Source organism: Rhodanobacter sp. GW835-FHT13D09, from assembly GCF_058793995.1.
On record NZ_JBXAGL010000011.1, the window covers coordinates 1 to 15,166 of the forward strand.

The 15,166-nt window shown below is 67.8% G+C and carries 13 protein-coding genes, 1 pseudogene and 1 riboswitch; of the genes and pseudogenes, 3 read left to right on the plus strand and 11 right to left on the minus strand.

Annotated elements, in window-relative coordinates; all coding sequences use genetic code 11:
• Window positions 1-97: 97 nt before the first annotated feature.
• The 4 genes and pseudogenes from AC1Q5A_RS14070 to glnK form a co-directional block, all read right to left on the minus strand.
• A pseudogene (locus AC1Q5A_RS14070) lies at window positions 98-196 on the minus strand (BlaI/MecI/CopY family transcriptional regulator); the annotation flags it as partial.
• Between the two features lie 53 nt (window positions 197-249).
• On the minus strand, window positions 250-1,275 hold the full coding sequence (locus AC1Q5A_RS14075; protein ID WP_492701654.1) for a ribonucleotide-diphosphate reductase subunit beta: 1,026 nt from the start codon (window positions 1,273-1,275) through the stop codon (window positions 250-252).
• 131 nt (window positions 1,276-1,406) lie between these two features.
• On the minus strand, window positions 1,407-3,794 hold the full coding sequence (locus tag AC1Q5A_RS14080) for a ribonucleoside-diphosphate reductase subunit alpha (RefSeq protein ID WP_492701839.1): 2,388 nt from the start codon (window positions 3,792-3,794) through the stop codon (window positions 1,407-1,409).
• A gap of 218 nt (window positions 3,795-4,012) precedes the next feature.
• A riboswitch (cobalamin riboswitch) is annotated at window positions 4,013-4,221 on the minus strand.
• 89 nt (window positions 4,222-4,310) lie between these two features.
• The gene (gene glnK / locus AC1Q5A_RS14085; RefSeq protein ID WP_492701656.1) at window positions 4,311-4,649 is read right to left on the minus strand and encodes a P-II family nitrogen regulator; all 339 of its coding nucleotides are present in this window, start codon (window positions 4,647-4,649) and stop codon (window positions 4,311-4,313) included.
• Between the two features lie 179 nt (window positions 4,650-4,828).
• Between glnK and AC1Q5A_RS14090 the strand changes: the two genes are divergently transcribed.
• Window positions 4,829-5,089, plus strand: a complete 261-nt coding sequence (locus AC1Q5A_RS14090; protein ID WP_114343812.1) for an accessory factor UbiK family protein — start codon at window positions 4,829-4,831, stop codon at window positions 5,087-5,089.
• A gap of 147 nt (window positions 5,090-5,236) precedes the next feature.
• On the plus strand, window positions 5,237-6,730 hold the full coding sequence (locus tag AC1Q5A_RS14095; RefSeq protein WP_492701658.1) for a YifB family Mg chelatase-like AAA ATPase: 1,494 nt from the start codon (window positions 5,237-5,239) through the stop codon (window positions 6,728-6,730).
• A gap of 96 nt (window positions 6,731-6,826) precedes the next feature.
• Here the strand turns inward: AC1Q5A_RS14095 and aceA are convergent, their stop codons facing one another.
• Both aceA and aceB read right to left on the minus strand, forming a co-directional pair.
• Window positions 6,827-8,122, minus strand: a complete 1,296-nt coding sequence (gene aceA / locus AC1Q5A_RS14100; RefSeq protein WP_492701660.1) for an isocitrate lyase — start codon at window positions 8,120-8,122, stop codon at window positions 6,827-6,829.
• Window positions 8,123-8,169: 47 nt separating this feature from the next.
• The gene (gene aceB, locus AC1Q5A_RS14105) at window positions 8,170-9,798 is read right to left on the minus strand and encodes a malate synthase A (protein ID WP_492701662.1); all 1,629 of its coding nucleotides are present in this window, start codon (window positions 9,796-9,798) and stop codon (window positions 8,170-8,172) included.
• Between the two features lie 123 nt (window positions 9,799-9,921).
• Here aceB and AC1Q5A_RS14110 point away from each other — a divergent pair, with 123 nt between their 5' ends.
• Window positions 9,922-10,956 carry a LysR family transcriptional regulator gene (locus AC1Q5A_RS14110; RefSeq protein ID WP_492701664.1) on the plus strand — a complete coding sequence of 345 codons (1,035 nt, stop codon included), beginning with the start codon at window positions 9,922-9,924 and terminating at the stop codon, window positions 10,954-10,956.
• 3 nt (window positions 10,957-10,959) lie between these two features.
• Here the strand turns inward: AC1Q5A_RS14110 and AC1Q5A_RS14115 are convergent, their stop codons facing one another.
• The 5 genes from AC1Q5A_RS14115 to ubiB all read right to left on the minus strand — a co-directional run bounded on the left by AC1Q5A_RS14115 (window position 10,960) and on the right by ubiB (window position 15,162).
• On the minus strand, window positions 10,960-11,589 hold the full coding sequence (locus tag AC1Q5A_RS14115) for a LysE family translocator (RefSeq protein WP_492701666.1): 630 nt from the start codon (window positions 11,587-11,589) through the stop codon (window positions 10,960-10,962).
• Window positions 11,590-11,619: 30 nt separating this feature from the next.
• The gene (locus AC1Q5A_RS14120; protein WP_492701668.1) at window positions 11,620-12,216 is read right to left on the minus strand and encodes a lysophospholipid acyltransferase family protein; all 597 of its coding nucleotides are present in this window, start codon (window positions 12,214-12,216) and stop codon (window positions 11,620-11,622) included.
• Window positions 12,213-12,635, minus strand: a complete 423-nt coding sequence (arfB, locus tag AC1Q5A_RS14125) for an alternative ribosome rescue aminoacyl-tRNA hydrolase ArfB (RefSeq protein ID WP_492701670.1) — start codon at window positions 12,633-12,635, stop codon at window positions 12,213-12,215. The genes AC1Q5A_RS14120 and arfB overlap by 4 nt, the downstream gene beginning before the upstream one ends.
• Window positions 12,636-12,707: 72 nt before the next feature.
• Window positions 12,708-13,424 (minus strand): pseudouridine synthase, encoded by a 717-nt coding sequence (locus AC1Q5A_RS14130; RefSeq protein WP_492701672.1) that lies wholly within the window; start codon window positions 13,422-13,424, stop codon window positions 12,708-12,710.
• A 97-nt stretch (window positions 13,425-13,521) separates the two neighbouring features.
• Window positions 13,522-15,162, minus strand: coding sequence for a ubiquinone biosynthesis regulatory protein kinase UbiB (gene ubiB, locus AC1Q5A_RS14135; protein ID WP_492701842.1), 1,641 nt, complete (start codon window positions 15,160-15,162; stop codon window positions 13,522-13,524).
• Window positions 15,163-15,166: the final 4 nt, after the last annotated feature.

Consider the following 15,166-nt stretch of genomic DNA (forward strand, 5'->3'; position numbering starts at 1 on the left):
AAAGCAAGAGGCTCATGGAAAAGCATGAGCCTCTTGGGTCATTCCCGTTACGTCAATACCTTAACTGACTGGCATTAAGGCAAGCCCGGCCTTTTGCGCCGAAGCTCGCCGCCACCTCGCCGACCGAGGCGGCGCTGCATTCGTCGATGTGCTGCAACAGCGCCAGTTCCTGGTCGCCGATGGAGGGTTTGCGCATGGCCGGGTACCGTTTGACTACACCTGTAGTCAACAGGCCGCCCGGCATGTCGCTCAGAACGCCATGTCGAACGCCACCTCGCCCTGCACGCCGACCTGGTAGGCCGAGACGCGGCGCTCGAAGAAGTTGGCCAGTTCCTGCACGTCCTGCAGGTCCATGAAGTCGAACGGGTTCTTCGCGCCGTACTTCTTCGGCAGGTCGAGCTGGGCCAGGCGCTGGTCGGCGCAGTATTCGAGGTACTGGCGCATGTCCTTCACCGACATGCCGGCCACGCCGCCGGACAACACGTCCTCGGCGAAGCGCGTCTCGCAGGCGATCGCTTCCTCCAGCATCTCTTCCACCTGCGCGCGCATCGCCTCGTCGAACAGCTCCGGCTCCTGCGCGCGCACCGTGCGCACCACCTCGAACGCGAATGCCATGTGCCCGCTCTCGTCGCGGAACACCCAGTTGGTGCCGGCGGCCAGCCCGTGCAACAGCCCGCGCGAGCGCAGGTAGTAGACGTAGGCGAACGCGGCGTAGAAGAACAGCCCTTCGATGCAGGCGGCGAAGCAGATCAGGTTGAGCAGGAACTGGCGCCGCTGCTCGCGCGCCTCCAGCCGGCGCAGGTCCTGGATCGAGTCGATCCACTTGAAGCAGAACGCACCCTTCTGCTGGATCGACGGGATCGTCTCGATCGCCGCAAACGCGGCGTTGCGCTCGCCCGGATCGGGGATGTAGGTATCCAGCAGGGTGAGGTAGAACTGCACGTGCAGCGCTTCCTCGTACAACTGGCGCGACAGGAACATGCGCGCTTCGGGCGCGTTGATGTGCTGGTACAGGTTCAGCACCAGGTTGTTCGAGACGATGGTGTCGCCGGTGGCGAAGAACGCCACCAGCCGCCGGATCAGGTGGCGGTCGGCGGCGGACATCTTGGTGTCGAGGTCGCGCGTGTCCATCGAGAAATCCACCTCCTCGACGGTCCAGGTGTTCTTGATCGCGTTGCGGTACATCTCGTAGAAGCCGGGATAGCGCATCGGGCGCAGGGTGAGTTCGAAACCGGGATCGAGGATGTGGGCGTTGCGGGCAGGTTGGGCGGACATGGTGGTTCCTTCTGAGAAAAGGGCTCCCTCCCCTGCATCGCAGGGGAGGGTTGGGGAGGGGTGGCTCTTCCGGCAAGCCCGAGCAACCCTCTCCAACCTCCCCCTGCATGCAGGGGGAGGAGCCAGGAGCGTTACTGGCAAGCCTCGCAGTACTCGGGATTTTCCAGTGAGCAGAACACTGCGGCATTGGCCTGGGCCTGGTCGGAGACGGCCGACACCGTGGTCTTGGCGATCTTCGTCGCCGGGCGCGAGCGCAGGTAGTAGGTGGTCTTGATGCCGGCCTTCCATGCGTACATGTACATGGACGAGAGCTGCCCGATGTTCGGATTTTCCATGAACAGGTTCAGCGACTGGCTCTGGTCGATCCAGGCTCCGCGGGAGGCGGCCAGATCGATCAGCGATTTTTGCGGCAGCTCCCACACCGTGCGGTAGATCCGGCGCAGGCGCTCGGGGATCGCCGCTATGCCCTGGATCGAGCCCTCCGCCAGCTTGATCGCGTCGCGTATTTCCGGCGTCCACAAGCCCAGCGCCTTCAGCTCGTCGGCGAGATGGCGGTTCACCTGCAGGAAATCGCCGGACAGTGTTTCCCGCTTGAACAGATTGGACACCTGCGGCTCGATGCATTCGTAGCAGCCGGCGATCGAGGCGATCGTGGCGGTGGGCGCGATCGCGATCAGCAGCGAGTTGCGCAGGCCGTGCTGCCGGACGCGTTCGCGCAGGGCGTCCCAGCGCGCGGCATCGTGCGGCGCGGCTTGCGGCCAGTAGTCGAACTGCAGCTCGCCGTCGGCAGCGCGGCTCTCGGCGAAGCCGGGATGCGCACCGTCGACCGCGGCCAGTTCGCACGATTGCGACAGCGCATGGAAATAGATTTCCTCGGCGATGCGGGTGGACAGCGCCAGCGCCTCGGCCGAGTCGAACGGCAGGCGCAGCCGGAAGAACACGTCCTGCAGGCCCATCACGCCCAGGCCCACCGGGCGCCACTTCATGTTCGCGGTGCGTGCGGTCTCGATCGGGTAGTAGTTGAGGTCGATCACCCGGTTGAGCTGGCGCACGGCGGTGCGTACGGTCGCGGCCAGCTGCCCGAAGTCGAATGCACCATCGGCAACATGTCGCGCCAGGTTCACCGAGCCGAGGTTGCACACGGCCGTTTCGTTCGCCGAGCTCACTTCCAGGATCTCGGTGCACAGGTTGGACAGGTGGATCACGTTGTCCGGCCTGGCGGTCTGGTTGCTGGTGGCGTTGCAGCGGTCCTTGAAGGTCATCCAGCCGTTGCCGGTCTGCGCCAGCGTGCGCATCATGCGCGCGTACAGTTCACGTGCCTTCACCGTCTTCACGGCGAGGCCGCCCGCTTCCGCCTCGGCGTAGGCGCGGTCGAACGTCCCGCCCCAGCTGTCGACCAGGTGCGGCACGACCTTCGGATCGAACAGCGACCAGTCGCCGTCGCTCTCGACCCGTCGCATGAATTCGTCGGGAATCCAGTTGGCGATGTTGAGGTTGTGCGCGCGGCGCGCATCGTCGCCAGTGTTGTCGCGCAGCTCGAGGAAGTCCTCGATGTCGGCGTGCCACGATTCCAGGTACACGCAGGCGGCGCCCTTGCGCTTGCCGCCCTGGTTCACCGCGGCGACCGAGGCGTCCAGCGTCTTCAGCCACGGCAGCAGGCCGTTGGAGTGGCCGTTGGTGCCGCGGATCAGCGAGCCGCGCGAACGCACCCGCGAATAGGCCAGGCCGATGCCGCCGGCGAACTTGCTGAGCTTGGCCACGTCGGCGTACTTGTCGTAGATCGACTCCAGCGAATCGACCGGCGAATCGAGCAGGTAGCATGAGCTGAGCTGCTCGTGCGCGGTACCGGCGTTGAACAGCGTGGGTGAGCTGGCGATGTATTCCAGCGACGACAGCAGTCGATAGAGTTCCAGCGTCTCGCCGATCTCGTTGCCGCCCAGCGCGCAGGCGATGCGCATGAAGAAGTGCTGCGGTGTCTCGATCACCAGCCGCTTTTGCGGATGGCGCAACAGGTAGCGGTCGTACACCGTGCGCAGGCCGAAGTATTCGAAGCGGCGGGTGGCCAGCGGATCGATCGCATCGTTGAGTTTGCGCGCGTTGGTGGCGACGAAGTCGCGCAGGCGGTCGTTGAGGATGCCGAGTTCGGCGCCGCGCGCGATCGACTGCGAGAAGCTCTGGATTTCCTGGCCGCTGACCTCCTTGTCGATGTACGCACCGAGCAGGCGCGCGGCGAGCTGGCCGTATTCGGGTTCCTCCGCGGTCAGCGCGGCGGCGGTGCGGATCGAGAGCTGGTCGAGCTCCTGGGTGGTGGCGCCGTCGTACAGGCCGCCGATGGTCTTCAGCGCCACCCGCAGCGGGTCCACCGCGTGCAGACCTTCGGCGCTGCGCGTCACCGCGCGCACGATCTTGTTGACGTCGACGGTTTCCTGGCCGCCATTGCGCTTGGTCACGCGCATCGGCGCCGCGTTGTGCGGCGGGGTCAGCGCGAACGCGGTTTCGGACGCGGGCGTTTCGCCCATGGCGGCGGGCGAGTCGGCGCGCGCGGCGGTGCGCTCGTGCCCAACGGTATCGAGAGGTTGCATGGCTGGTGGCTCCGGCATGGACATCAAACGCCTGCTCCCGCGCGCAGGGCCTGATAGCGCCGGATTCCGGAGGGCGACGCGCAAGCCGGGCGCCGGGCGGCGACCTGCTCCACGACGCACTTCCCCGCGGAAGCCGTCACTACGCACCCGGACACGTTCGTCCCGGTGTGCCGGCAGGTCTTCGGACTTGCGGACGAGGATCAAAGCGATCCGCCTACTTGCCCTCGCTTCCCGGCCGCCGAGGGCCAGTGCATGTGAGGACGTTCGTTTCCGCTCTACCGCTGCGGGGCAGTTCCGGATTCCCACCGGATTCCCTCAAGCCCGTCAGTTGCTACTGTCGGGCACCGACGCACACAACATATCGGGTGACCCAGGCAGGGTCAACCCAACAAGTTGTGCATAAGTCGGCGGGAAGGCCGCTCGCGGCGAGTGCCGGCGCGGGCCGCGACGGAATTACAGCGCGTCGTGGTCCAGCTCGCCGGTACGGATCCGGATCACCTGCTCCAGCGTGCTGACGAAGATCTTGCCGTCGCCGATCTTGCCGGTGCGGGCGGAGGTCTGCACCGCTTCGATCACGCGGTCGAGCTGGTCGTCGGCCACCGCCACCTCCACCTTGATCTTGGGCAGGAAGTCGACCACGTACTCGGCGCCACGGTACAGCTCGGTGTGGCCTTTCTGGCGGCCGAAACCCTTCACTTCGGTGACCGTGATGCCCTGCACGCCGACCTCGGCCAGCGCTTCGCGCACGTCGTCCAGCTTGAACGGCTTGATGATCGCCACGACCAGCTTCATGGTTTGTTCCTTGCAAGGCATCGGATGGGTCGGCTTGGCATTCTGCCTGCCCGGTGAAGGGTTGTCGCCTGGAAACCGCACGTGTAGGACAATCCCTACAACTTTTGATGGAGCCTGCCGATGGTGCCCGCGATTTCCGTTCATCTAGTATTTACCTCGACGAGCTCGAGGCGCTATCCATGATGGATAGGCAGGATATCGACCAGATTGCCCTGCGGCTTGTGTCGTTGGTACCGCCAGGGGTGGCACAGGCGCATCAGGACTTGCGAGCCAACTTCCAAGATGTTCTGGCGCAAGGATTGCGCCGCCTCGATCTGGTCACCCGCGAAGAATTCGAAGTCCAGTCGCAGGTACTGGCGCGCACCCGCGCCAAGGTCGACGAATTGGAGCGACGCGTGGCCGAACTGGAGGCCGCGGTGGCTGCCCGCGCGGGTTCGTGACAACCACCTCCCGGGAGCCGCCTCCGATCCGTCACCCTCACCCCGAGAACGATCGGAGGCGGTTATTTGTTCAGCGCTGCTGATGGAGCCGCCGATGTCCGTGCCTGTCAGCAACCTGTCCGCCACGCGCCGCCGACCAGCGGTCGCATGAGTCTTGCCGTCACCCTGAGTCGGGCCCAGGAAGGGATCGCCGCGCCGCAGGTGATGGTCGAGGTGCATCTTTCCGGTGGCTTGCCGAGCACCAGCATCGTCGGCCTGCCCGAGGCCGCGGTGCGCGAGGCGCGCGACCGTGTGCGCGTGGCGATCCAGAACACCGCGTTCGAGTACCCTGGCCGCCGCGTCACGGTGAACCTGGCGCCGGCCGAGTTGCCCAAGGACGGCGGCCGCTTCGACCTGCCGATCGCGCTGGGCATCCTTGCCGCCAGCGGCCAGGTGCCGCGCGAGAAGCTGGACGACTGCGAATTCCTTGGCGAACTGGCGCTGACCGGCATGTTGCGCAGCGTGTCCGGCATTCTGCCGGCCCTGCTGCGCGCGCGGGCGCGCGGGCGCCGTGTGGTGGTACCGCGCGAGAACGCCGCCGAGGCGGCGCTGGTGTCGGATGTGGACGTGCGGGTCGCCGACACCCTCGCCGAAGTGTGCGGCTGGCTGCGCGGCGCGCACGAACTGTCGATGCCGGTGGGGATTCCCAGCGACGGCGGCGCCGACGGTGGCCCGGACCTGGCCGACGTGCGCGGCCAGCTGCAGGCGCGGCGTGCGCTGGAGATCACCGCGGTGGGGGGCCACCACCTGCTGCTGGTGGGGCCGCCCGGCACCGGCAAGACCATGCTGGCCGAGCGCCTGCCCGGCATCCTGCCGCCGCTGTCGGAGTCGGAGGCGCTGGAAACATGCGCCGTGCTGTCGGTGGCTGGGCAGATCACCGACCCTAAGCACTGGCGCCGGCGCCCGTTTCGCGCGCCGCACCACACCGCCTCGGCGGTGGCGCTGGTCGGCGGCGGCTCGAACCCGCGCCCGGGCGAGATCTCGCTGGCGCACAACGGCGTGCTGTTCCTGGACGAGCTGCCCGAGTTCAGCCGGCACGTGCTGGAGGTGCTGCGCGAGCCGATGGAATCGGGCCATATCATGATCTCGCGCGCGGCGCGGCAATCGACCTTTCCCGCGCAGTTCCAGCTGGTCGCGGCGATGAATCCCTGCCCCTGCGGCCACGCCGGCGATCCGCGCTGCCAGTGCACGCCGGACCAGATCCAGCGTTACCGTGCGCGCATCTCCGGGCCGCTGCTCGACCGCATCGACCTGTGCGTGGAGGTGCCGCCGGTGCCGCTGGCCGACCTGGGCACGCCGCGCGGCGAGCGCGACGAGGATTCCGCCACGGTGCGCGCGCGCGTACTCAAGGCGCGGCGGCAGTCGCTGATGCGCGCAGGCCGGCCGAACGCGGAGATCAGCACGCGCGAACTGGAGCGTGACTGCGCGCTGGGGCCGGCGGAACGGCGCTGGTTCGAATCGGCGCTGGAGCGGCTGGGCCTGTCCGCGCGCGCCTACCATCGCGTGCTGCGGGTGGCCCGCACCATCGCCGACCTCGATGGCGGTGCTGCGTTGCTGGAGCGCGAGCATCTGGCCGAGGCGTTGCAATACCGGCGGTTTTGAAGCGGGAGTGGGTGAAGAGGAGTGGGAAACGAGAGAGAGCCAAGGCAAGCCGTACCGGCGCTTTTCTCTCACTCCTCTCCACTCACTTCTCGCTTTTCACGCCGCCGAAGCGTGCTTGAACTGTGCCTCTTCGGTCGAACCCTTCAACGCGGTGGTCGAGGACTGGCCCTGCTGGATCGCCTGGGTCACCTGGTCGAAGTAGCCGGTGCCCACCTCGCGCTGGTGCTTGACCGCGGTGAAGCCGCGCTCGGCGGCGGCGAATTCCCTTTCCTGCAGTTCCACGAAGGCGCTCATCTGGCGGCGCGCATAGCCGTGCGCCAGGTCGAACATGCCGTAGTTCAGGCTGTGGAAGCCGGCCAGGGTGATGAACTGGAACTTGTAGCCCATCGCACCCAGTTCCTTCTGGAAGTTCGCGATGGTGGCGTCGTCCAGGTTCTTCTTCCAGTTGAAGCTGGGCGAGCAGTTGTAGGCCAGCATCTTGCCGGGGAACTTCGCGTGGATCGCCTCGGCGAAGCGGCGCGCGTCGTCCAGGTTCGGCTTGCTGGTCTCGCACCAGATCAGGTCGGCGTACGGCGCGTAGGCGAGGCCGCGGCTGATCGCCTGGTCCAGTCCCGGGCGCACGCGGAAGAAGCCCTCGACGGTGCGCTCGCCGGTGATGAACGGGCGGTCGTTGGGGTCGATGTCCGAGGTGAGCAGGTCGGCGGCGTCGGCATCGGTGCGCGCCACCAGCAGGGTCGGCACGCCGGCGACGTCGGCGGCCAGTCGCGCGGCGTTCAACTTGTCGACCGCCTCGCGGGTCGGCACCAGCACCTTGCCGCCCATGTGGCCGCACTTCTTCACCGAGGCCAGCTGGTCCTCGAAGTGCACGCCGGCGGCACCGGCCTCGATCATCGCCTTCATCAGCTCGAACGCGTTCAGCACGCCGCCGAAGCCGGCCTCGGCGTCTGCCACGATCGGCACCAGCCAGTCGCAGTCGTCCTTGCCCTCGGCGTGGTGCAGCTGGTCGGCCCGCAACAGTGTGTTGTTGATCCGCTTGACCACCAGCGGCACCGAATTGGCGGGGTACAGCGACTGGTCGGGGTACATCTCGCCCGCCACGTTCGCGTCGGCGGCGACCTGCCAGCCGCTGAGGTAGATCGCCTGCAGGCCGGCCTTGACCTGCTGCATCGCCTGGTTGCCGGTGAGCGCACCCAGCGCGTTGACGAAATCTTCCTGGTGCAGCGACTTCCACAGCCGCTCGGCGCCGCGGCGGGCCAGCGAGTGTTCGACCGCCACGGTGCCGCGCAGGCGCGCCACGTCCTCGGCGGAGTAATTGCGCTGGACGCCGACCCAGCGCGGGTTGTTGTTCCAGTCCAGCGAGATCTGTTCGGCGGTGGGCAGTGTGGTCTTCATGGCATGGCTCCGTAAGCGAAAGTTCGTGGCGGTCGGATCCGGATGGATCAGGCGAGCTGGTCGTAAGCGGGCAGGGTGAGGAAGTCGCCAAGCGTGCTGGCATGGGTCATCGCCGTGAGCAGGGCGGCCGCGGCGTCGGCACGAGCGGCCCCGGGATGGTGGCTGCCGCGCAGGCGATGGGTGTGTGCGGCCACGGCGTGGTCGAACAGGGCGAAGTCGATCGGCGCGTGGTCGGGGAATTCCAGGTTGTCCCCGGCCGACGTCCCGCCGGCCGGCGCGTCGGCGTGGTGCAGCCACTGCCACAGTTGCGCGCGGGCGATTTCGGCAGTGGCGGCGTCCTCCATGAGGTGGTGGATCGGTACGCAGCCCAGGCCGTCCAGCCAGGCGGCGGTGTAGCGCAGGCAGACCTCGACGTTGTTGTCGAAGCCGGCGCGGGTGATCGTGCCGTTCGGCGCGGCGAGCAGCTGTTCGCGGCTCACCTGCACATCCTGGCGCAGCGTGCCCAGCTGGTTCGGCGCCGGCATGTATTCATCGAAAATCTGCTGCGCGACCGGCACCAGCGCGGGATGCGCCACCCAGGTGCCGTCGTGGCCAGCCTTGACCTCGCGCAGCTTGTCGGCGCGCACCTTGGCCAGCGCGGCCTCGTTCGCCGCGTCGTCGCCCTTGATCGGGATCTGCGCGGCCATGCCACCCATCGCGAACGCGCCGCGGCGGTGGCAGGTCTGGATCAGCAGCTCGGAATACGCCTTCAGGAACGGTGCGGTCATCTGCACCTGGCCGCGCTCCGGCAGCAGGCGGTCGCGATGGCCGCGCAGGGTTTTCAGATAGGAAAAGATGTAGTCCCAGCGGCCGCAGTTGAGCCCGACCGCGCGGCGGCGCAGCGCGTGCAGGATCTCGTGCATCTGGAACGCCGCCGGCAGCGTCTCGATCAGCACGGTGGCCTTCATCGTGCCGACCGGCAGCTGCAGCTCGTCCTCGGCGGCGGCCATCACCGCGTCCCACAGCGCGGCTTCCTCCATCGCCTCGAGTTTCGGCAGGTAGAAGTACGGGCCGCGGTCGCGGCGGTGCAGCGCGTGGGCGTTGTGGAAGGCGAACAGCCCGAAGTCGACCAGTGCGCCGGCCACCGCTTCGCCGGCCACGCTGAAGAACTTGTCGTGCAGGTGCCAGCCGCGCGGGCGCACCACCAGCACGGCCGGATTGTCGTTGACGCGGTAGCTCTTGCCCTCGGGCGAAGTGAAGCCGATCGTGCCGTTCACCGCGTCGCGCAGGTTGAGCTGGCCGTCGAGCTGGTTGGCGAAGGTCGGCGCCGAGGAATCCTCGAAGTCGGCCATGAACACCTTCGCACCGGAGTTGAGCGCGTTGATGATCATCTTGCGCTCGACCGGGCCGGTAATCTCGACGCGGCGGTCCTGCAGCGCGGCCGGGATCGGCGCCACCGTCCACTCGGATGCGCGGATCGCCGCCGTGTCGGCACGGAAATCCGGCAGGCCGCCGGCGTCATAACCGGCCTGGCGCTCGCGCCGGGCCTGCAGCAACTGCTGCCGGGTGGGCTCGAAGCGGCGGTGCAACCGGGCCAGGAAGTCCAGTGCCGCGGGGGTCAGGATGCCTGCGTAACCGGCCGGGTCGGCGTGGATCTCGACGGTGCCGAGTTCAAGCCGTTCCTGTGGGACTGCCATGGGTTTGCTCCGCGTCGTTGGTGACTCGAAGCTAGGCCAGCAATCATGTGTTTGACAAAGTGAATGTTTCAATCATAAATATTGATAAATCCAATCTGTAACATAATTGACTGAAATACTTCGATGAAAAAGCACACGGGTACACCAAACAAGTCAAAAAAAATACACCGCAGCGCAGCAAAAAAGCGTGCTGGCGGCGAGCCCGCCGATGCCGGCCGCTTCTACTACAAGGGCAACCGCCACAAGCAGCTGCGCGCCTTCGTCAGCGTGGTGAAGCTGGGCACGCTGACCCGGGCCGCCGAGGCGCTGTTCCTTTCGCAACCCACGATCAGCCTGCAGTTGCAGGCGCTGGAGCGCGAACTGGGCGTGACCCTGCTGGAACGCCGTCGGCGGCGCATCAACCTCACCGACGCCGGCGAGGCGCTGTACGAGCTGGCGCGGCCGCTGGTCGAAGGCTGGGACACGCTGGACCGCGACTTCCAGGCCCGGGTCAAGGGGTTGCAGGCCGGACGGCTGACCATCGCCGCCGGCACCTCGACCATCCAGTACCTGCTGCCCGAGCTGGTACGCCGCTATCGCGAGCAGCACCCGGCCGTGCAACTGCAGCTGGCCAACGTCACCGGCAAGGATGGCCTGGCGCTGTTGCGTGCGGACGAGGCCGACTTCGCGGTCGGCTCGATGCTGGACGTGCCCAACGACATCGCCTGGGCGCCGGTGCAGCACTACGACCCGATGCTGATCCTGCCGCCGGACCATCCGCTGGCGGCGAAGGAGAAGATCACGCTGGAGGACATCTCGCCGTACGGCCTGATCCTGCCGCCGCAGCGGCTGTCCACCTACCGCCTGGTCGACCTGGTGTTCCAGCAACGCCAGGTGCCGTACCACGTGGCGATCGAGGTGGGCGGCTGGGACGTGATCAAGGAATACGTGGCGATGGGCCTGGGTATCTCGATCGTCACCGGCATCTGCATCACCGCGGCCGACCACACGCGGCTGGCGGTGCGCAACATGAAGCAGTACTTCCCGCAGCGCAGCTACGGCGTGGTGATGCGCAAGGGCAAGTTCCTCAGCGCCGAGGCGCGCGCCTTCGTCGACCTGGTCCGCCCCGGCCTGCTGACCCATCGCGACTACGACGAGCCGGGCCATTCGGGACGCTGAAGATCAATGCGGACGCTGCAGCGCCAGTTTCAACCCGAAACCCAGCAGCACGGCGCCGCACAGGCGGTCCATCCAGCGCCCGATGCGCGGTTGCCGCTGCAGCAGCCGATGGATGCGCGAGCCGAGCAGGGCCAGCACCAGCGACCAGCACAGGCCGGTGCCGATGAAGCTCAGGCCGAGTACCAGCAACCCAAGTTGCGCCCGGGGCGCCTGCAGCGCGACGAATTGCGGCAGGAAGGCGAGGTAGAACAGCGCCACCTTGGGGTTCAGCACGTTGGTGAGCAGACCCTGGCGGAACGCGGCGGCGAAGCCTTGGCCACGCGTGGTGGCGTGTGCATGCGTCGCCTGCTTGCCGAGCAGCATGCGCAGGCCGACCCACACCAGGTAGGCGGCGCCGAGGTACTTCAGCGCGGTGAACGCGGTAGCCGAGGTCATCAGGATCGCCGACAGCCCCAGTACCGCGGCCAGCGTATGCACCACGCAGCCGGCGTTGATGCCCAGTGCGGCGCCGAGGCCGACGACGTGGCCTTCGCGGCCGCTGCGCGCGAGGATGTAGAACGTGTCCAGCCCCGGCGTGAGGTTCAGCGCGATGCAGGCCAGCAGGAAGGTGTCGTAGTGCTGGATGCCGAGCATGGAGGAATCCGGAATGCGGAGGAGAGGCGATCAGACGTTGCGATGCCTGCCTTGGAACGGCGCGTAGAACGCACGCAGACGGGCGAGGTCTGCGTCCATGTCGCCGCTGGTGTCGAGCAGCGGACCGAGCTGGATGGTCTTGTCGGGGTAATGGAAGGCCACCGGGAAGATCGGCACGCCGGCCTCGCGGGCGATGCGCCAGAAGCCGCTCTTCCAGCGCTTCACCGGCTTGCGCGTGCCCTCTGGCGCAATGCCCAGCCACAGCCGGTCGCGCTGGCGGAACTGGTCGATCATCTGCTCGACCACGCCCTGCGCGCTGCCGCGATCGATCGCCATGCCGCCGAGCCGGCGCAGCAGGGCGCCCAGCGGCCAGAAGAACAGCTCCTGCTTGCCCATGAAATGCACGTCGGCGCCGATCGCGACCTTGATCAGCAGCCCCCACACGCCGTCCCACCAGGACGAGTGCGGCGCGGCGATCAGCACCAGTTTGGGCACGTCGGGGAACTCGCCGACCAGGCTCCAGCCAGCCATGCGCAGTGCGGCGCGGCAGGTGCGGCGCTGCCAGCCGTCGCGCAGACGGGGCATCAGCGCCGGCAGCTGGGCGGGGGTGAACAGGCGTCCCTTCATTCGAGGTCCGGTTTGCGCGAGCGCGTCTGCTTGATCCTGCCGCGCTGTTGCTTGCCGACCAGACGGCGCTCCTTCGAGGCGCGGGTCGGTTTGGTGGCCACGCGTTTCTTCGGCGGCAGCAGCACGCCATGGATCAGCTCGACCAGCCGCTCGCGTACGTCGTCGCGATTGCGCCCCTGGTCGCGGAACCGGCGGCCCTGGATCACCAGCACGCCCTCGGCGGTGAGCCTGCGGTCGCGCCGGGCCAGCAATCGGGTGCGGACTTCTTCCGGCAGCGACGGCGAGTTCGCCACGTCGAAGCGCAGCTCCACCGCGCTCTCGGTGCGGTTCACATGCTGCCCGCCCGGACCGTCGGCGCGCAGGAAGCGCTCGACCAGTTCGGATTCGGGCAGGGCAAGGGTGCGGCTGATGATCAGCATGCGGGAAGTGTAGGGGAGAAGCGGGGAGTGAGAGAAAAGCGCCGGTACGGCTTGCCTTGGCTCTCTCGTTTCTCACTCCTCTCCACTCACTCCTGCTCCAAGTCTCCAGCCGAAGCGATCGAGCAGCCCGGCGTATGCGGCATCCAAGGGTGCCTCGAGCGCCATCGCCGTGCCGCTCAGCGGATGCGCGAAACGCAGCCGCCACGCGTGCAGCAGCATCCGGTGGCAGCCGAAGTGTTGCTTGTACAGCCGGTTGTGGTCGCCGCGGCCGTGCTGGCAGTCGCCGATCACCGGGTGGTGGATGTGCGCCAGGTGCTTGCGGATCTGGCGGAAGCGGCCGCTTTCCGGCTCGGCCAGCAGCAGCGCGTAGCGTTGCTGCGGGTAGCGGCCGAGCGCGATCGGCACCTCGACCGTGGCCAGCCGTCGGTAGTGGGTGCGCGCCTCGCGGCGCGGACCGGTTTCGCGCGAACCGGGCAGCGGATAGTCGATCAGGCCCTCGGCCGGTTCCGGCCAGCCGCGCACCACGGTGAGGTATTGCTTGTGCAGCAGGCGGCTCATGAACTGCTCGCCCAGCGCGGCGGCGACTTCCTTGCTGCGCGCCACCAGCAGCACGCCGCTGGTGGCGCGGTCGAGCCGGTGCGCCAGGTACACGCTGTCGCCGATCTGCTCGCGCAGCAGATCGATCAGGAACTCCTCGGCGTTGCCCACCATCTTCGAACGATGCACGGCAAGGTTCGCGGGCTTGTTCAGCGCGATCAGGGCGTCGTCCTGGTAGAGGATGTCGAGCATGCGTGTATACCGGGAAATGCGTTGCGGCGTAGGGCGGGCACTGCCCGCCGCCTGCGAAGAGCCGGCGGGCAGTGCCCGCCCTACGGCAGTATGTCGGTCAGCGCGAGCGCGGCCAGCCGAGTGCGAAGGCGAATAATCCGGCGGCAGCGATGCAGGCCGGCAGCCAGAAGCCGTGCTTCGGCGCCAGCGTCCACAGCAGGGTGGCGGAGAGCAGCAGCGAGCCGCCGAGCAGGCCGCCGGCGAGCAGCTTGTGCTGGCGTCGTGCGTTGTCGTGCAGCAGCTTGAGTTCGGCGGGGTCGCCCAGCGCGCGTTGCTCGCCGCGTGCGATCTGGCGCAACGCGTCGCGCACCAGCTCGGGGAGCTGCGGCGCTTCGTGCAGCCACTCGGGCAACCGCCTGCGTACTTCGCGCAGGGTGCGCCGCGGGCTGTAGCGTTCGCGCAGGATGCGCTTCAGCACGGGATGAGCCACCGCCCAGATGTCGATCTCCGGATCGAGCATGCGGCCGACGCCCTCGATGTTGAGCAGGGTCTTCTGCAGCAGGATCAGCTGCGGCTGCAGGGTCAGCTGGAAGCGGCGCGCGGTCTGGAACAGCTTCACCACCAGTTCGGCCAGCGAGATCTGCGACAGCGGGCGGGTGAAGTACGGCTCGCATACCGTGCGTACCGCTGCCTCCAGTTCGTCCAGCCGCACGTCGACGGGCATCCAGCCGGCGTCCACATGCAGCTTGGCGATGCGCGCGTAGTCGCGTTCGAACAGCGCGATGAAGTTCTGCGCCAGCCAGTACTGGTCGGCCTCGGGCAGCGAGCCCATGATGCCGAAGTCCAGCGCGATGAAGCGCGGCTCGCCGGTGCGCGTGGGGTCGACCCAGATGTTGCCGGGGTGGGCGTCGGCGTGGAAGAAGTTGTCGCGGAACACCTGCTCGTAGAACACCCGCACGCCCTTGGCGGCGAGCGCCTTGCGGTCCAGCCCGGCGGCGTCGATGGCGGCGATGTCGTCGCTGCTGATGCCGTGCACGCGCTCCAGGGTGAGCACGCGCGCACTGGTAAGTTCCCAGTGCACCTCGGGCACGTACAGGTCGGTGCCGCTGGCGAAGTTGCGCTTGAGCAGGCTGGCGCTGGCGCCTTCGCGTTGCAGGTCCAGTTCGTTCTCCAGCATCTTCTCGACTTCGGCCACCACGTCGAGCGGGCGGATCTTGTCGGCGTTCGGGTGCCAGTGCCGGGCCAGCTCGCCCAGCGAGCGCAGCAGCTTCACGTCGCGGGCGATCTGCGCGTCGATGCCGGGACGCAGCACCTTAACCACCACCTCGCGGCCGTCGTGAAGGGTGGCCGCGTGCACTTGCGCGATCGAGGCGGAGGCCAGCGGCGTTTCGTCGAACTGGGCGTATAGACGGCCAATCGGTGATTTCAGTTCCTGCTCGACGATGGTGCGTGCCGCGCTGCCGGCGAACGGCGCGACCTGGTCCTGCAGCAGGGCCAGCTCGTCGGCGATGTCCGCCGGCACCAGGTCGCGGCGGGTGGACAGCACCTGGCCGGCCTTGACGAAGATCGGGCCCAGCTCGGTCAGCGCGTGGCGCAGGCGCGCGCCGCGCGGCAGGCCGCGGATGTCGGTGCGCGGGCGCGCCACCAGCGGCCGCAGCAGCTTCAGCGGGCGATACAGGTGGGCGGCGTCGACCAGTTCGTCGAGCCGGTACGCCAGCAGCACCGAGGCGACCCGCAGCAGGCGCGGCACCACCTTCAGCGGC